The sequence below is a fragment of the Nostoc parmelioides FACHB-3921 genome, from assembly GCF_014696625.1.
GTDB lineage: Bacteria > Cyanobacteriota > Cyanobacteriia > Cyanobacteriales > Nostocaceae > Trichormus > Trichormus parmelioides.
Map to the genome: position 1 here is coordinate 284,594 of NZ_JACJQL010000001.1, position 20,371 is coordinate 304,964.

Annotated in this window: 17 protein-coding genes; 8 read left to right on the forward strand and 9 right to left on the reverse strand. The window is 41.0% G+C overall.

The genetic code is table 11. The annotated features are described in order from the left end of the window. Window positions 1-42: 42 nt before the first annotated feature. Window positions 43-2,802 carry a GAF domain-containing sensor histidine kinase gene (locus tag H6G14_RS01090; RefSeq protein ID WP_190565303.1) on the forward strand — a complete coding sequence of 920 codons (2,760 nt, stop codon included), beginning with the start codon at window positions 43-45 and terminating at the stop codon, window positions 2,800-2,802. Between the two features lie 38 nt (window positions 2,803-2,840). Here the strand turns inward: H6G14_RS01090 and H6G14_RS01095 are convergent, their stop codons facing one another. The 4 genes from H6G14_RS01095 to H6G14_RS01110 are packed head-to-tail and all read right to left on the reverse strand — an operon-like array spanning window position 2,841 to window position 6,020. Next, window positions 2,841-4,466, reverse strand: a complete 1,626-nt coding sequence (locus H6G14_RS01095; protein ID WP_190565304.1) for a CocE/NonD family hydrolase — start codon at window positions 4,464-4,466, stop codon at window positions 2,841-2,843. 59 nt (window positions 4,467-4,525) lie between these two features. Continuing rightward, window positions 4,526-5,311, reverse strand: a complete 786-nt coding sequence (locus tag H6G14_RS01100; RefSeq protein ID WP_242053319.1) for a hypothetical protein — start codon at window positions 5,309-5,311, stop codon at window positions 4,526-4,528. 32 nt (window positions 5,312-5,343) lie between these two features. Continuing rightward, entirely contained in the window at window positions 5,344-5,706 is a 363-nt protein-coding gene (locus tag H6G14_RS01105) for an aspartyl protease (RefSeq protein WP_190565306.1), read from the reverse strand. After that, window positions 5,703-6,020 (reverse strand): hypothetical protein, encoded by a 318-nt coding sequence (locus H6G14_RS01110; RefSeq protein WP_190565307.1) that lies wholly within the window; start codon window positions 6,018-6,020, stop codon window positions 5,703-5,705. Before H6G14_RS01110 ends, H6G14_RS01105 begins: the two co-directional genes overlap by 4 nt. A 217-nt stretch (window positions 6,021-6,237) precedes the next feature. Here H6G14_RS01110 and H6G14_RS01115 point away from each other — a divergent pair, with 217 nt between their 5' ends. After that, entirely contained in the window at window positions 6,238-8,451 is a 2,214-nt protein-coding gene (locus H6G14_RS01115; protein ID WP_190565308.1) for a phosphoketolase family protein, read from the forward strand. An 11-nt stretch (window positions 8,452-8,462) separates the two neighbouring features. Next, window positions 8,463-8,990 (forward strand): GxxExxY protein, encoded by a 528-nt coding sequence (locus H6G14_RS34170; protein WP_338421172.1) that lies wholly within the window; start codon window positions 8,463-8,465, stop codon window positions 8,988-8,990. Here H6G14_RS34170 and H6G14_RS01125 read toward each other — a convergent pair. Both H6G14_RS01125 and H6G14_RS01130 read right to left on the reverse strand, forming a co-directional pair. Further along, window positions 8,975-9,745: an SDR family NAD(P)-dependent oxidoreductase gene (locus H6G14_RS01125; RefSeq protein WP_190565309.1), complete on the reverse strand. Its 771-nt coding sequence runs from the start codon at window positions 9,743-9,745 to the stop codon at window positions 8,975-8,977. The two genes, H6G14_RS34170 and H6G14_RS01125, sit on opposite strands and share 16 nt — an antisense overlap. Before the next feature lie 40 nt (window positions 9,746-9,785). Further along, complete coding sequence (locus tag H6G14_RS01130) at window positions 9,786-9,998, reverse strand: helix-turn-helix domain-containing protein (RefSeq protein WP_010995593.1); 213 nt, start codon at window positions 9,996-9,998, stop codon at window positions 9,786-9,788. Between the two features lie 198 nt (window positions 9,999-10,196). On the opposite strand from H6G14_RS01130, the gene H6G14_RS01135 reads away from it, so the two are divergent. Together H6G14_RS01135 and H6G14_RS01140 are read left to right on the forward strand one after the other, a co-directional pair. Beyond that, window positions 10,197-10,682 (forward strand): hypothetical protein, encoded by a 486-nt coding sequence (locus H6G14_RS01135; protein WP_190565310.1) that lies wholly within the window; start codon window positions 10,197-10,199, stop codon window positions 10,680-10,682. A gap of 336 nt (window positions 10,683-11,018) precedes the next feature. Continuing rightward, the gene (locus H6G14_RS01140) at window positions 11,019-11,279 is read left to right on the forward strand and encodes a CTB family bacteriocin (protein WP_190565311.1); all 261 of its coding nucleotides are present in this window, start codon (window positions 11,019-11,021) and stop codon (window positions 11,277-11,279) included. A gap of 202 nt (window positions 11,280-11,481) precedes the next feature. Here the strand turns inward: H6G14_RS01140 and H6G14_RS01145 are convergent, their stop codons facing one another. Together H6G14_RS01145 and H6G14_RS01150 are read right to left on the reverse strand one after the other, a co-directional pair. Further along, window positions 11,482-11,646, reverse strand: coding sequence for a hypothetical protein (locus H6G14_RS01145; protein WP_190565312.1), 165 nt, complete (start codon window positions 11,644-11,646; stop codon window positions 11,482-11,484). A gap of 68 nt (window positions 11,647-11,714) precedes the next feature. Then, entirely contained in the window at window positions 11,715-12,563 is an 849-nt protein-coding gene (locus tag H6G14_RS01150) for a helix-turn-helix domain-containing protein (protein WP_190565313.1), read from the reverse strand. A gap of 198 nt (window positions 12,564-12,761) precedes the next feature. Here H6G14_RS01150 and H6G14_RS01155 point away from each other — a divergent pair, with 198 nt between their 5' ends. Next, window positions 12,762-13,142 carry a DUF2834 domain-containing protein gene (locus H6G14_RS01155; protein WP_190565314.1) on the forward strand — a complete coding sequence of 127 codons (381 nt, stop codon included), beginning with the start codon at window positions 12,762-12,764 and terminating at the stop codon, window positions 13,140-13,142. A gap of 62 nt (window positions 13,143-13,204) precedes the next feature. Here the strand turns inward: H6G14_RS01155 and H6G14_RS01160 are convergent, their stop codons facing one another. Then, window positions 13,205-15,973: a TIGR02921 family PEP-CTERM protein gene (locus tag H6G14_RS01160; protein ID WP_190565315.1), complete on the reverse strand. Its 2,769-nt coding sequence runs from the start codon at window positions 15,971-15,973 to the stop codon at window positions 13,205-13,207. A gap of 226 nt (window positions 15,974-16,199) precedes the next feature. Here H6G14_RS01160 and H6G14_RS01165 point away from each other — a divergent pair, with 226 nt between their 5' ends. Both H6G14_RS01165 and H6G14_RS01170 read left to right on the forward strand, forming a co-directional pair. Continuing rightward, window positions 16,200-18,635 carry a hybrid sensor histidine kinase/response regulator gene (locus H6G14_RS01165; protein ID WP_190565316.1) on the forward strand — a complete coding sequence of 812 codons (2,436 nt, stop codon included), beginning with the start codon at window positions 16,200-16,202 and terminating at the stop codon, window positions 18,633-18,635. Continuing rightward, complete coding sequence (locus H6G14_RS01170) at window positions 18,632-19,927, forward strand: hybrid sensor histidine kinase/response regulator (protein ID WP_190565317.1); 1,296 nt, start codon at window positions 18,632-18,634, stop codon at window positions 19,925-19,927. The genes H6G14_RS01165 and H6G14_RS01170 overlap by 4 nt, the downstream gene beginning before the upstream one ends. The last annotated feature ends 444 nt before the right edge of the window (window positions 19,928-20,371 follow it).

The window sequence follows — 20,371 nt, forward strand, 5'->3', positions numbered from 1 at the left end:
AATAATATCGTAATTTTTCTGAACTCAATTTAAAGAAAAGCAATGTCACCGATCGCTCAACCAAATTCTCAGGTTAGTCTCAATCAAGAAAGTTTACTACGTCGCATTACGGCTCGGATTCGTCAATCCTTGGAGTTGGAGGACATTATCACAGCGACAACGGCAGAGGTACGCGCTTTATTGGGAACTGACCGAGTGATGATTTATGAATTCCATGCAGATGGAAGCGGTCAGGTTATTGCTGAGTCAATTTATGAAAATCGTCTACCCTCATTGCTGGGCTTGAATTTTCCGGCTGATGATATTCCACCCCAAGCCAGGGAACTTTTGATCAAGTCTAAAGTACGTTCTATAGTTAATGTTGCTACGGGGATGATTGGTCAAAGCCCTGTGCATGACTTAGAAACAGGGGAATTAATTTCAGAAGACATTTGTTACCGCCCCGTAGACCCTTGTCATGTGGAATACTTAACAGCGATGGGTGTGAAGTCTTCGGTAGTCGCGCCTATTTTTCACCAGGATGAACTTTGGGGGCTGTTGGTGTCTCATCATTCCGAAAACCGGACGGTTTCAGAAGATGAGTTGGAAGCGATGCAGATGATTGTAGATCAACTTGCTGTAGCGATCGCCCAAAGTTATCTCCTCACCCAAGCCAGAAAAAAAGCCCAGAAAGAAGCCATCATTAACCGCATTATTACCCTACTGCACTCATTACCCACAATTGTCTTACAGCCGGCTTTAGAAGCAGCTGTAGGGGCTTTTGCTGGTGTTGGTGGTAGGCTTTGTTTAAGAAATCAAGCTGTTGAGTCACAACAAGTTGCTTCTCGGAGTTTAGCAGAGTGTTTAATCCCAGGTAATGACTGTGTCCAACTTTATACCTGTGGACAACAGCCTATTACCCCAGAACAAACTATCTATCCACTGATTGAGCAGTATAGCGCCTGGCAGGAACACTACAAATCTCATCATGATATTTGGGCGATCGCAGATATTTATCAAGACCCTACCTTGCGTACTTTGCAAGCTGTTTTTCAACCAACTAAAATTCGCAGTATTTTAATCATTCCTTTAGAATATCGTCAGCAGTTACTAGGTTATTTAACTATTTTCCGCAATGAGATAGATACCGAAACTCTCTGGGCTGGACGCATTGATCAGGATCAAAGGCAAATGTTACCCCGTGTATCATTTAATTTATGGCGTGATGCCAAAAAGTCACAAGCTCAACAATGGACAAGGGAAGAGATTGAACTAGCAAAAGAAATCGGTCAACACTTTGCCTCAGCTATTCAGCAGTATGAACTATACCAACAAGTACAAGCCTTTAACGAAAATTTAGAAAAACAAGTCCAGAAACGTACTCTTGAACTACGCCATACATCAGAACAACAACAAGCTGTGTTTGGTGTAATTTCTAAGATTCGTGAATCGCTAGATACTAACAGCATTTTTCAAATAACTACTAAAGAAGTTTGCCAATTAATTAAAGCGGATCGGGTTTCTGTATATCGCTTCGATCATGAATGGGGTGGCGCATTTGTTGGTGATTTTGAAGCAACTAGCCCTCACTGGTCAAATGAATCAAAAATAAGTATTAATACTGTTTGGAACGATACTTACTTACAAAACACAGGAGGAGGACGCTATCGCTACAACGAGACATTTGCCGTAGATGACATTTATAAGAAGGGATTTACTCAATGTCATATTGAAAATCTAGAGCAATTTCAAATTTATGCTTTTGTCCTCGCTCCTATCTTTGTTGGTCAAAAACTCTGGGGTTTACTAGCAACTTATCAACATTCTGGCCCCCGTCAATGGGAATCTTCAGAAGTTAACTTCCTGACTCAAATTGCAGCCCAACTAGGAGTAGCAATACAACAAGCTGAACTACTCAACCAAACCCAGCAACAGGCTCAAAAGTTAACTCAAGCCCTGCACAATTTGCAACAAACCCAAACTCAACTCATCCAAACAGAAAAAATGTCTTCATTGGGTCAATTAGTAGCCGGTGTAGCCCATGAAATTAATAATCCAGTAAACTTTATTTATGGAAATCTCAGTCATGTGAGTGAATATGCTCATAATTTACTCACTATGCTGGAACTTTATCAGCAAGAATTACCCAACCCTAGTGTGGAAATTCTAGAACAGGCAGACGAAATCGATCTAGAGTTTTTAGCTGAAGATTTACCCAAAACTCTCGCCTCTATGCAAATTGGTGTCGAGCGCATCCGCCAAATTGTCATGTCTTTACGGACTTTCTCTCGCCTTGATGAAGCAGAAATGAAAGCCGTAAATATTAATGAGGGTATTGATAGTACCTTGTTGATTTTGCAACACCGCTTTAAAGCCAAGCCGGAAACTGCGGGAATTAAACTTACTAAAAAATACGCTGATATTCCCTTGGTAGAATGCTACGCCGGACAGATGAATCAAGTATTTATGAATGTTTTGAGTAACGCCATTGATGCGATAGAAGATTATCAGGAAGCACAATCAAAAACTCATCATGGTGAAATTATTATCTCTACTAGCTTTGGTCAAATCAGGGACAACATTCAAAGCATAGTCATTCGTATTGTGGATAATGGCCCTGGCATACCAGAAGATTTGAGACTCAGAATATGCGATCCATTCTTTACTACAAAGCCAGTGGGTAAGGGTACAGGTTTGGGTTTGTCAATTAGTTACAAAATTGTCGTAGAAAAGCATGGCGGGGTTTTTAAATGTGATTCTCAACTAGGCTCAGGTACAGAATTTTGGATTGAAATTCCGATTCGGCAGGTTAATGGTAATTGATGATTGGTCGATTTTTAAGTACGAATGACGAATTAGTCTCACTCCTGTGTTACTGGTAAAAGGATTTTGCAACTGTTATTATCTCTGCAATTTACGCTGATTGTGATGATTTGGGCATGGAATAAATTATCGCTATCCAAAACTGGACTATCACCAGAGTTCATTGCATAGGCTGGGTAGCAGGCTGCGCTCAAACTTAAACGCAAAGCATTACCTTTAGGGATGCGGATACAAGTTGTTTGTAGTTGAATCTTTCTGGTGGTGTGATTCATTCCATCTACGCAATGTAAATAACCTTGGGTGAAGTTGTATACTTTGCCATCGGGATAAACTTGTGACAGTACTGCACACAAATCATAACTGGGTTGATCAGCACTACACACAATTTCTACGATCGCATCTCCTAATAAATGTAAGTCTGCAATCAAGGGTGCGCTGGTGTATGTGAGGACATCTGAGCGGCAATCAATATGCGATCGCTCAAATACACCAGCCGGTATTGCTGCATGACCACCTACAGAGGGTACTGGTCGCCAAGGGTCGTGGACGAGAATGTCTGAGGGATTGGGAACTGAGGGATTGGGGATGAGGGTTCCAGAGTCTTCGCGGATGCTGGCTAATCCGGTGGTTGACAAGAAGTAAGTTTTCTGGTTTGATATATTTATTATGGGAATCCGTGTCCACATATTACTTCCCATTTCAAATAGACTTATAGGCAATTCATCTAACAACCCTGTATCGATGCCTTTGAGAAAGTAATCAAACCATCTGACCTGCACTTCATCAACGGGACTAACAGCATTAACACCAAAGTCAACTTCGCCTACTTTGCGACCCCAAGGTAAATGCGCCCAAGGCCCGACTAATAAATGTTGGGGTGTAGTCGCACGGGCTGCCATATCTTGATATAAATGCAGCGTACCGCGTAGGTAAGTATCGAACCAGCCGCCGATATGCAGCATGGGCAAGTCTACATCTTGGAAATGGGTTTTGGGCGAGAGTGCTTGCCAGTATGAGTCTGCTTGGGGGTGGGCTACCCATTCGTGATAGAAGGATTCGGGTGCAAGTTGTTGGAGGATTTCGGGATTACTTAAAGGTAGGTTGCGGGATGCAGCGAATAAAGCTTGATATTTTTCTTTATCTCCTCGTAACCGCGCGGTTTCTGTAGCTAATTGAATTGCCCACGCCAAATTAGTTTGTAAACAAAACGCGCCGCCTTCATAAGCCCAATCTGTATATAAATCATAGCCAATCATCGACGGGCAGATAGTCTTTAAAGCTGGCGGTTGGGCAATTGCGGCGTATAACTGAGTCATTCCTTGATAGGAAAATCCATACATTCCCACCTGTCCATTACTCCCAGACAGACTTGCAACCCAGTTTACCGTATCTTCGCCATCGGCAATTTCATTAGCAAATAACTTAAATTCGCCTTGAGAAGTTCCCCGTCCCCGCACATCTTGAATAACTACGATGTACCCCTGGGCAGCATACCAAGTAGGATGGGCATAGACAACAGTAGATGCGATCGCTCTACCATAAGGTTGTCGCATTAATAATACCGGAAATTCACCGTCTCCATCCGGTCGATAGATATCTGCATCTAGCCTCACCCCATCACGGGTATACATCGATGCTGTTTGCTTACCAAGAACATCAAACATAAGTAGTGGTCATGAACTGCGTAGACGGTGATTGTTGACTGTTGATTGTTGACTGTTGATTACTTGCGTTTTTTATTTTTCTTCTGCTTCTTTGGTTTTTTACTCACAAGTGGTGCAAAACCACGGGGTTGTCCAAGTTCTTGCTTGTAGTAATTTACGATGTCCTCCAGTCTAAACTTTGTTTCGGGGACTTCTTCACGGGTTTTCAGCCCCAATTCTACCTGTGCATCACCCCAATTCCCGACAATAAAAGGTGGTACTCGATTAGCTGCAAACGCTTGTTCTATGACTGGTGCAGACTCCACAGCTTTTAAATCCAGCAATTCACCAATCAAAAAAGCGTTAAATTCTGGGTCATTATTGGCAAAGTCTTCTAACCTGTGCGTCAACACTGCTACACATTGGTCACGTAAATCGGGATGCTTCTCAGCAATTTTTGTTAACGCTGTAGCCGCATCAGCGAGTTGGTAAGCATCGTGAGACGAATCCCCCAGATATGCTTCTAGTGTAGGAATCGCCGCCGCCCCAACTGTAGCAAAGTACTCAGCTAATTCACCAGGTGTCCAATCGTCATCGACTTCGTGAAATAGATTTACCAGGGGTTGAATTGCTGCTTCTGCACTTAATTGAGTCAGTACCCGTATCGCGTGGACTGGACTCCAAACCTCTACACTATCTTGGTCAGCATTATTTAATTCTGCATCAGTCGCCATGCGAATTAAGTCAGGAACATGGTCTGCATTAAAACCAAGTTTCTGCACATAGTTGGGGACATCTCGCATCTTACTACAATCACCGTAGGTCAATAGTTTATCTACTGGAGATGGATAAATAGACGCTGCCATATTAGTTATCTCTGCCTTTTTGGTTGTAACCATTATCCCAGCGTTAATACCCTAGATGGCATATCTACTACTAATTTTTGAGTCTTTAACCACTGACGACCAAGTAAAATTTCTGACAATCCTTGCCCTACATGAACCGGAATATCAAAATATTCTCCGTCAAGTCGCACCTTTCCTAAATAAATCTCAAATTCCGCTTCTCCTTGAGCTGTCAGCATTGTTTGTTGTTCGAGATAAATCCAATCAAGTGCTGCTAAATCTTGGTTATTAATTGCCAACCACCAAGAAAAACCCGTATCAAAAACTGCATCAACTGGTATTTCCAATGTGTCAGCAGCTATCAACTCTATCTCGAAAAGTAATTCATCCTCATCACCAAACCTGCCAAAAATCATATTTTACCGGATATTCCAGTTTCATTAATGCGGAAAACGTGCAACTTGGCATTTGGGTATTTTTCATGTGCCTGTTTTCCAACTAATAATATATCCTCATTAATAAAATATTCTCCGCTTTCTGGCTCAACAGCCATGTACCAGTTGTAGTGAGTCTTAAGTAATTCTGCTTGTACCTGATGGAAAATTAGTTTGCAGCGTTCTTTCAATGCTTCACGTTCAGCTTTCCATTGAGATTGTTGTTCTTGTGTCCACTGAATTTCCGGGAAAATTCTTCCCCGACGTACTTGATGAGTTGATTTAGCTTCAGTCATAGTTGCTTGTGCGGCTCTACATTATATTGTCTAGTATTTCCTATGAGATTACACAGCCATAGAATATGATTTGCCATCACTTGGAACAGAACTATTTGAACTACTTATATTTAGCATTGCCAAACACTTATAAACTGATACAACGCTAAAGATGTAAAATTTCTGTTAAATTCATCGAGCATCAATAGTTTCCCATCATCCTTATCAGGTACTCAGCATGACTGCAATCACACCCAAGGCTTCGTCAGCGCTTCCCGAATTTGCGGAAGGTATTCAATATTTTGGTGAGGCGCTACCAGATTTTGAAACTTATGGTGCCACACCTGCGATAGAATCGGGAAAAGTAGCGATCGCTGACCCAACAAACCCTCATGCAGTATATCAAACTTTACTCGCTGCTGATGCCTTACGCTACCTGACATTACAAATCACTGGTAGTAAGGCTTCTGGGCATCCAGGCGGATTCGCCAGCCAAGCGGAAGCTTACGCGTCTTTGGTCATGCTGGGGTATAAAAATATTATTACCGAAGTCGGACACCACGCCCCCGGATTTTATAGCGCCATGTTCCTCGATCGCTCCTTGGAGGATATGGGTATTTCCACAGTACAACAATTGCGCGATCGCTTCCGTGAAAAGCATGGACTTTTAGGACACCTTTCCGGTTACATCCCCGGTATTCTTGCCCCCGCCGGCCCCCTGGGACAAGGACAGCACTTTGCAATGGCGGCTGCACTCCTCCACCGAGACAAACTTTTCCCCTTCACCCTCGGCGATGGTGGGCTAGGTGAACCCTACATCATGAGTTCAATGGCGCACTTTAACACCGCCTATCCCAGCGTTACCAACTTCTTACCCGTGTTGGTGTGGAATGGTTACAGCCAAGAACATCACAGCATGGTTTCCCTCAAAACCAACGCACAGATGATAGCTTACTGGCAAGGTAACGGTTTTGAAGAAGTCGTATTAGTTGATGCCAAAGAATTTGACGATCAAAACCAACCAGGAGATTATGTAGATAGCACCATCTTCTCCTTTGCCCAGCGTCTAGCCTTCACCCAAGCCGTACTCGTCGCCGTAGATAAAGCCGCCCGTTCCGCCCTGGGTGGAAAACTGACAGTCTTCATCATCAAACAACTCAAAGGCGCAGGCGTTCACGCCAAAGGTGCAAAATCTCACAACCTCTATCCCAAAGACACCCTAGACGCACCCCATATTATCACCGCCTTACAAAAACGGGCATTATCCCCCGAAGCTTGGCAAATCGTCAGAACCAACGCCGAACGCGCCGGAGGTGGCCCCGCAGCTAAAACAGTGGTGACAGAATTTGAGTTACCATTGCCAGATTTAGGCACATTACCTTTAGAAGAATACGCAGTAGGCGGTGAACCCAAAGTTTCCACCACCGCAATGGGACGAATTGTCGGTACAGTGGGACAAAAAGACCCCAATTTCCTCGTCACCAACGCGGACGGTAACGAAGCATCAGGTATCGGTAACATCAACCAAGCCTTAAAGATTATCCACCCCACCACCGACGAATTATATAACCAAGCACCAAACGGCCAAGTTTACGAACCCCTGAGTGAAGATGCTTGTGCAGGTTTAGCCGTTGGTTTATCCTTGATGGGTGCCAGAACTCTCTGGTGTTCCTATGAATCTTTCGCCATCAACGGCTTACCAATCTGGCAAACCGTCATCCAAGCAATGGCAGAATTACGCCGCCCAACTCCCTCCACAATTACCTTATTCACCGCAGGCGCATTAGAACAAGGACGCAATGGCTGGACACACCAACGTCCTGAGATTGAAGCTTACTTTGCTTCCATGATGCGGAATGGCAATGTATTTCCTGTATTCCCCCCCGATGCTAACAGTACCCAAGTTTGTTATGACTGGGCGTTAACAACCAAGAATAAAGGCATTGTCATCACCGCCAGTAAATCACCATTACCAATTCGCACCACCTTTGCCCAAACTCGCCAAGGTTTAGAAGATGGTGCAGTAGTGTTACATGAAATTCCTGGTGGTAAGCAAGTTGTGTTTGCTGTCATTGGCGATATGACATTAATTCCTGTGTTTGAAGCCGCCGCATTTTTAGAAACTGAAGGTATCGGAGTGAAGATAGTTTCTATCATCAACCCCCGCCGTTTGTATCGTCCTCATGATGTTGCATGGGATACCTGTTCTGAAGCTGATAACGGTTTCATTGATGATGCTAAATTCGCCGAATTATTTGCTGGCGATGCCTTAATTGGTGTAACTGGTGGCGCACCGGCGATGTTAGAACCCATCATGTTGCGGAGTAACAGCAAGCGCGATACCTTCGCCTGGAAGCGCGGGGAAACTACAGCTAGTGCTGGTGAGTTGATGGCGTTTAATGGTTTGACGGCTGAAGCTTTGACTAAGCGGGCTATTGAGTTGGTGCATTAATTAGAACGCAGATGTACGCAGATGAACGCGGATTGGTGTTTGGTTGCGTACATCTGCTGTTTTTATGTGATGTGGAGGGGGGAACGATGATGAACGCTGATGAACGCAGATTGGATTTGAATAGGATTACGGAGAAGATTATTGGGTGTGCTTTTAAGGTGGGTAATACTTTGAGGGTTGGTTTTTTGGAGGGGGTTTATGAAAATGCGCTAGTGCATGAGTTACGGAAAACTAATTTGTTGGTTGAGCAGCAAAAAATGCTGGAAGTTTGGTATGACGGTATAGTTGTGGGTAACTATAGGGCTGATTTGTTAGTTGAGCAAGCTATTATTGTGGAGTTAAAGGCGGTAACAGCACTAGATAATAGGCATTTTGCCCAGTGTATGAATTATCTTAAAGCCACTGGACTTACTCTCTGTCTATTAGGGGTAGGTTGGGTAGAGGCGCAGGCTTGCATATTTGCAGCAATTTTTTATCAGACAAAGTATTCAAAGCTTTTAAGCATTTATGCCCCTATACTGAATTACCAAGGCAGCTGAGTGCCATCCCAAGAGAAAAACTTTCCACTATCGCCTTCCTGGAGTTGTTCAATCACTGCTAATAATTGGTCAACAGTGCGTTCAACTGAAAATAATTTTTCGGCGGCTACATTTTTCTGAAAGGGTCGAGAAAGACGTGTATCGGTTGTCCCAGGATGTAAAGTTACTACCGTAGTTTTAGGGCAACTTCTACCATATTCAACGGCTACAGTCCGCATAAACATATTAAGTGCCGCTTTAGAGGCGCGATAGCCGTACCAACCACCAAGTTGATTGTCGCCGATGCTGCCCAATTTAGCGGAAATACTAGCAAAAACACTTGGCTCATGATGTCGGAAGAAAGGTAACAGATGTTTTGCTAGGAGAACAGCACCTATACTGTTAATTTGAAAGTAATGTAGTAAATTTTCTGAATTAAGTTGTCTCAAACTTTTTTCAGGTTGTAAATTTCCTTCGTGTAGTATTCCTACACAGTTAATTACCAAATGCAATCTATGAGTTTCAGTATTTATTTGTTGCAAGATTTCAGCTATCTGTAACTCATCAGTAATATCTAGTGATAGACAAGTTAATCGTTGGGAATATTCGTTTTCTAGTGTAATTAACTCAGATGCTGAATCTTTTTGGCGATAGGTAGCATAAATTTTGGTAATTTTGTCATTTTGTAGCAATTTTTTGACGAAGCCTAAACCAATGCCTTGGCTAGCTCCTACAATCAGGACATTGGCATGATTAATCTCATCAATAACAGACATACAAAATTATAGCGATCGCCTACTTCAGTGCAACTATAAACTATTCCTGCACTACTTCGACCAACTCTTCAATCATCACCTCGAAAGTACGGGCTAATTTCTGAATAGCCGTAAAATCTACAGTCGCCAATCCAGGCGATCGCGCATAGGTTCTCAGAGTGCTGTAAACTACACCAGAACGGTCAGATACTTCTTTGAGTGTCCAACCTCTCTGGGCTGCATACTCTCGAATCTTGAGGCGAATCATTCCCATAATTTGCTGCTTCAATGACTTGTATCAGTCGCAAAATAATTGTATCATATAAAACGATCGCCCCCCAGCCTAGAAAACAGAGAGAGCGATCGTAGTACTCAAATGTAAAACCGATAGGTTATCTGTGTCTATCCATCGACAGGAAAAATACCTACGGGACTTAACAGTTAAACATCTACCGAATTTACTTGTATTTTTATGGTATCATCACTCAACCCAAAAGCAATTGTCATCCGTCCATCAAAAATTGTTCACAAATCTTTAACTCCCCATCCCTTATCCAGATTTGTCACCGAAGAAGCAATTTGTCTGATGTTTCGCATCGGGTTTGATGATATCTACACAGTGGAATGTTGGCACTATGTAGTTTACGTCCACGCCAGAGGAGTGAGTACATTTGTCAGTTATGCCGATTTTCCGCCGACTTTAGGAGTGCAACCACCAACCAAGTCAGACTTTATTAAATGGCGCAGGCGGTGGCGTAAGCAACACGACTATGCTCATCGCAAACAAGCACCAGAATGGTGGGAAGAATTTTTTATCAGAGAGTTTTGGCAAGCACCTTCCGAGTCTGTGTTACACAGTTGGGGTGAGTTAGTCGGGATAATTAAATTTGTGTTTAGCGAAGATACTTTAGCCGAACTCCGCAGAAACTATCGTCTAGAAAAATCATCCTTAAATTAATTACCGAAGCAAGACAGAAGGCAGGAGTTATAAACAACTTAAGGCTTTAAGTCGCCATCATGAACTGCGTACACCATGACGCATGAAATTTGGCATTGGATATCTACATAACTGTCTTGAGTTAGAGGAATCAGACCATAGGTATTTTTCTGAACTTATCATTACTTGATTATACAAGTTGTGTTTCTTAATTATGAGAATAACTTTGCATAAACCGGAAGTGATTTATGTATGAAAAATAGATACTCTTGTCATTAACAGCAAAGTTAATTAGCTCAAAAAATCATAACTGAGTAGTCAACTTTGCAGCCAAACCACACAATGAGACTTTTCACTATGACTCACAAATTCCTTACTGATGTGTCTGAAGCACAACAACAAATTATCTCTGGGGGGAGTGATTACACATTTAATAGCAGCTACTCTTCTAAGAGACAAGCGAATTTCCAAGGATCATCAAATTCCAATAATCAAGGCAGTAATAGTCAATCTCAGGGAAACGTAAGTGAGGTTACTAGCTATTCAAAAGAATGGTCAGGGGTGGGTGCGCCATTACTACCTACGATTGGTTTCTGGAATTTACCCTATATCTTCTAGAGGTTCTTTGATATGAGAATCCGGTTTGATTGGTAAACAGATTGAGGTGTTTGTAGGGTGGGCAATGCCCATCCTATATGTAGTTCAAATACTGATAATCTGAAAAAAGAACTAGAAAAATGTTCCTATGTCATGCTGAATGGCTCAAACAAGAGCGATCGCTAAAATTACACTATAAGATGGTTATGAACGCAGAAAAATACTAGTAGTTTTCTGTTTGGATAATCAAGCATTCACATTCTGGCAGATTATGTACCCAAAGGATTTGAACACCGTCAAATAGGGGAATTTCGACCTGCCACCACGTTCCACCCCGTAGACGACGATACCAACGGTGTTTAGAAAGCGTTAAATCTATAATTTCCATAGGCTAATTGGCTTTTGAGGAATGAGAGGGGAGTTTTTGACGGGTTAATCATCTATTATTACCAATATTTATTGAGGATTGTCATTACAGGATACTGCTATTTTTCGCAGATTGTCTTCCGTTACTTCATCTGCTGGAAATAAGCTTTCAATTCTTAGTTCTTGTAAGGTTATATCATGGGGTGTTCCTAAGGTAGCAATTGTCGAAAATAAGCTCAGGCTCAATCCATTTTTGACAAACTGCACGGTTAGTAATGGCACTTGCCATGTGCAGGTATGAGATATTTGCCACAACTGAGGAACATCTGGATAAGTTTGTAGTTCTTGGAAAAGATTTACAGATTCTTGACTACAACCTTCTGCCAAAGTTTCCCGATATACTCGTTGAATCAGATGGTTAGCGATTTCTTCCCAATTAGCAATGAAAGGTTTTAATCCCTGAGGATGAAACATAAATCGCATCAAATTAAATTTGCCATTGCTATCAAACAGATTTTGTAGCTGTTGGGGTGGAACTAACCAATTGATTAGTCGCTGCGCGGCTGTATTACTTTGAATCAGATTCCAGTATCTATCCATAACCAGCGCTGGTAATGGTTCTTGTTGTTGCAAAATAAAATTTAACGCCTTGCGGATAGGTTCAATTTCTGATGCTGATAAATCACTTTCGGAATAAATCGGCGCAAAACCCGCAGATGTTAGCATCACGTTTTGGTAACGCAAAGGAACATCTAAAACAGTAGCGAGTTGCAAAATCATCTCCCGACTTGGTTTTGCTCTACCTGATTCCAGAAAGCTGATGTGTCGCTGAGAGACTTCACTGGCTACAGCTAAATCGAGTTGACTGAAACTGCGTTGATTCCGCCAGTGTTTCAGCAGATTCCCAAAGGATGTATCGCGGTTAATAGTAGTTTGCATTTGTGCCTACCTAGCTTGAAAAAGGGGTGTAGGGGTTTAAGGGTATGGGGGTTTAAGGGAAAGACTTTTTACGTGTTCTGGTGTACGCAGTTCATGACGGCTACTTATGTGATGATTTTGATTACCTAGCAGGTAATTGTATTTATTATCTGGGTTGTTCATAATCAAAGCAACAAGATTGATGAGGCCAGTAAACCTATGTACAACCAAACTTATTTACAGCAGTCTAAATCCCAAAAACTCTTGTCTATAAAATCCATTTACTTACTCATGGCAGTTATTGGTTTTATCGCACCTTGGAGTTTGTTGTTAGAATTTATCATTCAGCATGGTTTGTATACACAGTTTTTCTTTCAGCAAGCATTTGCTAATAATGTCTCGACTACTTTTGTCGTAGATTTATTGTTGACTATAGATGTTTTTTTGTTTTTCTCATTTATAGAACTAAAACGGCTAGGATTTTCACGCCGTTGGTTATTACTTTACTTTGTGCTTATTTTAGGATCTGGTTTATGTTGTTCTCTGCCTTTGTTTTTATATTTCCGTGAACAGGCTTTAGAAAAACAAGTGCAAGAATAACTGGTGATAATATTATGTGTTTGGTGGGCATTGCCCACCAAACTACATAAGCTATGACCAATTTAGCGTCGGCGCTTGACAAAGATGAATATAGCGATCGCACTCACACCTAAAAGCCATCCCCCTGAAGGTTCAGGTACGCTGACTTTCAAGGGGTTATTGGGTTTAGAGAGGTTTTCCTTGCCATTTTCAACTTTACGATCAAAGCGATCACTTGCGGCTTCTGCTTCTTTGAGTAACTGTCTTTGTTCATCGTTGACTAATACCAACATCGAAGAATAAGGGCTGACAATCTTATACTTTTTGGCTACAGCGTGAATTGCATCCAAACTTTTGAGATTGTCTAACTTAATTTGTTTACTCAAGCCTAAAATTAATTGTCTGGCGGCTAATGGTAATAAATCATCTTGCTGGTTATTAGTTGTAATTGCTGTGTCTAATGTTTGCAAATACCAAGCATAACCATTAACGACAGTAACAACAGAATCACCCAAAACTGATTTAGTGGCAATTCGTTGCAGCACCTCGGCAATATCAACAGCAACTCCACCACCGCTATCTTGTAATGATTTAATGATGCCATCGTTATAAGCTCCAGGCAATCCACCTAAATGCACCATCCACAAAGGTGCAGGAGTAGTGGGGACGGTTTTATTGTTCTTCGACAACTCATAACTACCTTCATCACTCAACAATAAAACGGCATCATAAGCTGTATCTCCACGCAAATTATTAAACTGTGCCAACATTTCCTGGGGTTGAATTGTACCGTAAAAAGCTACTTTTTCGGGTTGGAATTGTTGGATATCATCTAATCTTTTGGGTGTAGCACCTGGAGAAACACTGATATATAAATCAGCATCGTTGTTTGTCAAATCATTATCTGCAAAACCATGTTGTTTCAACCAGGATAATGTTTGTGTCAATTCTTTGATATGTTCTCCCATACTACGGGAAGTGTCGAGAACTAAGGCGACACGCTGATTTTGAGGTAAAGTGTAATCTTTGTTAGATAAGGGTTTAGCTAATATTTTGTAGCCTTCATCTAAACTCACCTCATGTTGTGCAGGCTGAATTTTTTGGCTGCTGGGGATGAATTCTTCTAACCAAGCATCTTCTTTAAAACCTATTTCTTTACCGTTGCGGATACGCTTGGTTTGATTAGTCCAGAATATATTACGTCTTTCCCCTAAATCTGGCATTGCCCAACCTTTATCTTGTCCCAGCACCTTGTAAGTTAACCATAGGTGCATTTCTGTAGGTAGTGGTGGTTGTCCTTCTATTTGTTGTACGTTGTTGGGAGGAATAGGAAAAGCCCGTAAACGATAATGTCTTGGCCCGACTTGTTCTAATAAGGCTGGGTCTACTGGACGTTCACGTCTAACTTGAGAATTATAAACTTTTTGGGCAGCACCACGAGGAGAGACAACAAAATTAAAGCGTTGGTTTAAGTTATTAGTATCTCCCAACCATAAGCCAGTAATTACAGCGCTTTCTGGCAAAGAGAAGGAGTAGAAAACTTCCTGAACTTCTCGTGTTTGGTTTTTATAAACTTCGTACAATTCCACATCAGCCCAATCACCATGTTCTTTCACGGTGACTTGTTGTGATGTCAACAAAACTTTTTTCTCGTTGATATTTAATAAACCCGCTTTAACTTCTTGTTCGTTAAAAGTAGATTGTACTGCATGACTAACGGCTGTTTTTTCGGCTTTTTGTAGAGGTGTGTCAAAAAATTCCGCGTAGAGTTTTTCTGCCTTAGCAACATCTTTGTCAGAACCATTATATAAAAATGGTGACATCAAAAAATTATAGGTTTCTTGTAATCCATCAGCCGCCGTCTTTTCCAAACCTAATACATGACGATACATGGCACTGATATGATTATTTTCTTGCCTGCTGCTGAGGTAGCGGTAAGAAGATAAATAAGCGTTAACTAATCCTGTGCGAATTTGTTCTGATTTAGCAATAAGGGTTTGGCGATCGCTATCATTTTTCGGTGCATTAGCTAACAGTGAAAAAGCCATTACTTGGGGCTGTTGTTGCAAAGATAAGAAAGTCACCAAAAACGCCACAATGACTGCACTAGCACCAGCAAATGTCTTTTTATTTCCATGATCTGAAGCAAAAGCTTTTAAAATTTTTGCTCCTGAGTGTACATACATTGCTGCTAATGCTGATGGCATCGCAATAAACAATGTAGCGCTAAAACCAAGAACAATTAACCATGTAGAAATTACGAATAAACCACCGACAAAAGCTGAGTGATATAAGATATCCCATAATGGCATTACCCATTCAAATTTTACAAACTCCCGCAACAAAAATACTGCTAAAGGCAAGGCGTAAAATAACAATACAGCACCTGCATAAACACCAAATACCAGCATTAATGTGTGGGCTAAGATTTGTACCCATTGCAAACCAATTTTGTGCCGGGAAGCATAACCCCAAAATAGTTCTCCTGCAAAAGCAGTGATACAAACACCCATTGTTAGTAAAATTTGACTACTAGCGGGGGTGAGTTCTCGAATCACAAACAAGCGTAATAAACACAAGACAAATAGGGGGGCTTCTACACCATAAAATAGGCGAATGAGTTGTACAGGTTGTTGAGGAAACCACCAGCCACCGATAATACTGGAAATTGTGGGAATGGCAATTAAAGTAACTAGAGCTAAGGAAAATTCAATCGGTATATCACCCCTAGCGGTTGCCAAAACTAATGGCACACCTACAAATGGTAATATCCCTAAATAAACTAATGCTAAAAATGTCAGGTTCCAGAGCCAAAAAATTCCGTAAAAACTTGCATTCCAAAACGATTTCACAGCTTTACTCCTCCTAACGTCTATATAGATACAGCACTATATTGATAATTCCCTGAATTCAGGGCTATCTTTTGTAGTGGCGGGGGAGAAGAGAAGCAGAGGAAGAGAAATTGCTGAATAATAACTCTCTTCCCTCCCCTGCCCCCTTCTTCCTGTCATCTGTGATTATCAAAGGCTAATTGGGCAATCTAAGTATAGTTTTCTACTTATCCTGATTTTCACAGGTATGAAACCTTTGGCAAGGAATGACTCAATTTCATTAAAATCTCACCCTATACAGCAATCATCACGGAATTTTCTGATTCGATTTATTCTTGGCGGTACAACTCTCATTGTCAGTATTTCTGCTTACTTTAGCTATTTAGCAGCCCGCAATATGGCACTAGCAGATATACAACAGAATGCTTTTCTGGAAGTACAAACAGGAGTTGATCAAATAGAGGCGTGGTTAAGTGTTCGCAAAGTCGAGGTAAAAACTTTAGCAAATACTCCAGCTGTACGCTCCTTAGATTGGGCCGTAGCAGAACCTTATTTAAAAACTGAAGTTGAGAGAATCAAAGAATTTTTCCTCTTCCAAATGTCAATTGCGGATGGTTCTTACTACACGACAAAGTCAGGACGCTCAAACAAAAATGTCAAGGATAGAAAATACTTTCAACAGGGAATAGCAGGAAAAAGCAGTATTTCTGATCCTTTTATTAGCCGTTCTACAGGAATACCCTTGATTGCGATCGCTACTCCGATTCTATCAACTTCCAATTCACCCATAGGAGTGTTTCACGGTAGTGTCAAAGTTGACCATATTACAAAGGTGATCAATTCTCTCACCTACGGTAAAAATAGCTATGCTTTCGCCCTCAATTCCCAAGGGGAGGCGATTGTTCATCCTGACTCGACTTTAATGTCCACTATCGAAAAACCTGCCCCCAGTCTGCTGAAAATTAATGACCATAGTTTACAAGCGATCGCCCAACGCATGGTTAACAAACAGCAGGGAATTGAGTTAATGACAATTGACGGTAAACAAAAATATCTTGCTTATATACCATTAAAGGCTGCTAATTGGTCTGTGGCTTTGGTGATTCCCCGCGAAAATATTGAATCTCGGCTGCAATTTTTAGATTTAATTGCCTTGATTGTTGGCGGATTAACTATCACCATGATTACTGTTTTGTGGCGAGTGCAAGCTTTTGAACAGGCACAACTGAAAAAGTCTAAAGAGGCGGCTGATTTAGCTAACCATGCCAAAAGCGAATTTTTAGCTAACATGAGTCATGAACTGAGAACGCCTTTAAATGGGATTTTGGGTTGCGCGCAAATTTTGCAACGTTCCTCAAAATTACCTGAGCAAGAACAGCATCACATCAATATTATTGAACAATGTGGTTCCCATCTGTTGACCTTAATTAATGACATCTTGGATCTTGCCAAAATTGAAGCCAAGAAACTAGATTTGCATGGCGAAGATGTGCATTTTCCGTCTTTTATACAAGGTATTGCCGAAATTTGTCAAATTCGTGCTGCACAAAAAGATATTTTGTTTATCTATGAAGCTGCCAGTAATTTACCTATATGGCTGCATATTGATGCCAAAAGGTTACGTCAAGTGCTGTTAAATCTGCTAGGTAATGCGATTAAATTTACTGATCACGGTCAAGTTAAGTTGAAAGTTGAGACAATTGAGGAATCCTCTACGCAAAAACCAGTCAAACACCGTATTCGTTACTGTATAGAAGATACAGGCATTGGCATCACTGACGCAGAATTAAGCAAAATTTTCTTACCTTTTGAACAGGTAGGTGAAAAAAAGCGTCAGACGGAAGGGACGGGACTGGGTTTAGCTATTACTCGTCAGTTAGTGCAGATGATGGGAAGTGATATCCATGTCACAAGTCAAGTAGGACATGGTAGCACTTTTTGGTTTGAATTGGAGATGGTAGCTACCAATGAATGGGTACAGTCAATGATGACTACCTCAGCCAGAAAAATCATTGGTTTTGAGGGAAATCCCCGCAGAATTTTGATAGTAGACGATCGCTGGGAAAATCGTACAGTCTTGAATGATTTATTGCAACCATTGGGTTTTGAAATAGTGGAGGCTGTCAATGGTCAAGATGGTTTAGAACAAGCGATCGCTATTTCGCCAGACCTAATTATCACAGATTTACTCATGCCAGAAATGGATGGGTTTACATTAATTCAAAACCTGCGACAAATACCCCAGTTTGAGAATCTCAAAATTATTGTTTCTTCCGCTAGTGTTTTTGAATCTGATCAACATCGCAGCTTGGCAGTAGGCGGTGATGACTTCCTCAGTAAACCCATACAAGCAAATGAATTATTGCGTCAATTAGAACGTCATTTAAATTTAGTCTGGATTTATCAACCTTCTGAGTCTGAAAATCAAGCAATCCCAGATGTAGTAACTCAAAACAATAGTCCATCAGCACAATTAATTACTCCCCCACCAGAAGTATTACACGAACTGTTGACATTAGCGAAAAAGGGTAACTTTAACGCCATTATCAAATGTGCAGATCAACTAGAGGCAGAAGATACAAACTTTGCTACTTTCGCTCATCAACTTAGACAATTAGCCAGACAATTTGACGAGGATGCAATCCTTGATTTTTTGACACAATATGAGGTAGAAATGGCATGAGAGCGACTGTAAACAACCAAAATTATTTTAGCGATAACTTACCAATCAAAGGCATAATTTTAGCTGTTGATGATAATCCCAACAATTTACAAGTTTTATCGAGTTTTTTAGATAACTCTAGTTTTGAAGTTTGGGCAGCGCGCAGTGGTGAAAAAGCTTTACAAAGATTAGAAAATGATTTATTACCCGATTTGATTTTGCTAGATGTAATGATGCCGGGTATGGACGGTTTTGAAACTTGTCAACGTCTTAAAAGTGACGAGCGTTTTTGTGATATTCCCGTGGTATTCATGACTGCACTGTCAGAAGCAGCCGATAAAGTCAAAGGATTTCAACTAGGAGCAGTAGATTATATTACCAAACCTTTTCAGCATGAAGAAGTATTGGTGAGAATAGAACACCAGCTAAAATTGCGCCATTTAACGGCAAGTTTAATCGCCAAAAATGCTGAACTGCAAAAAACTCAAACTCAACTAATTCAAACCGAAAAAATTGCTAGTTTGGGTCAAATGGCAGCCGGGATTGCCCATGAAATTAATAACCCCATCAACTTTATTGTGGGCAACTTAACTTTTGTCCAGAAGTATGTACAAGAAGTAGTGAATTTACTACATCTGTATCAAAAGCATTTTTCCAATCCACCTGCTGAAATTAAAAATGCAATTAAACAAATTGATTTAACCTATTTATTAGATGATTTATCTAATGTGATCAAATCAATGCGCGTAGGTACAGATCGCGTTCAAGAAATTGTCTCCTCATTAAACAAATTTTCTCGACACAGGGAAACAGGTAAGAAACTAGCTGATATCCACGAAGCAATAGAAAATACAATATTAATTCTCGGACATCGACTAAAAGCCAATGCTGAGCGTCCTGCCATTGAAATTGTGAAAAAATATGGTAATTTACCCTTAATTGAATGCTATCCCGGTGAAATTAGCCAGGTATTTATGAATTTAATTGCCAATGCCATTGACGCTATTGAAGAAACACAAAAAAATCAAAGCTACTACGAAATTGCTGAAAATCCTGGAGTCATCCACATCACAACTGAGCTAATTGGCAAACAAGCTATTTGCAAAATTGCTGACAATGGTGCAGGAATTAGTGAAGAAATCCAAAGTCAAATATTTAATGCTTTCTACACAACTAAACCCATCGGTAAAGGCACTGGTTTAGGTCTATCGATAGCTTACCAAATTGTTACTGTTAATCATCACGGCAAAATATCATGTCATTCCCGACCAGGGGCAGGTCTAGAGTTTATGATTGAATTACCCATAAATTAATATATAGCTGTTGACAGTTGACTGTTGTCTGTTGACAGACTTGAAAGCCTTTTATTGTCATGGTTGGCGTTGCTGATTAGTGGGATGATTTTTGTCTCACGCATTCGCCCTTGGCGTTCCCGAAGGGTAGGCGCAAAGACGCATTCGCCGCAAGGCGTTCCCGCAGGGTAGAATCAATATTCTGCTTTGCAAAAAAGTCTCAATTCATCCCGCATTTATGCAACGCCATTGTCATGGTTTTATCTTAGCTTGATGTCCTAATCTATCTGGCTACGGCTATATTTGGCACAAATCAATTCAAAATACCCTACGGGAAGCTAAAGCTACAAGATACTCTACGGGTTCTCCGCAGGAGTACAAAATTCGCGCATTAAAGACAGTCACCCACAAGTATCTGTAGGGTGGGCAATGCCCACCCTACAGATACTTGTGGGTATTGCGGAG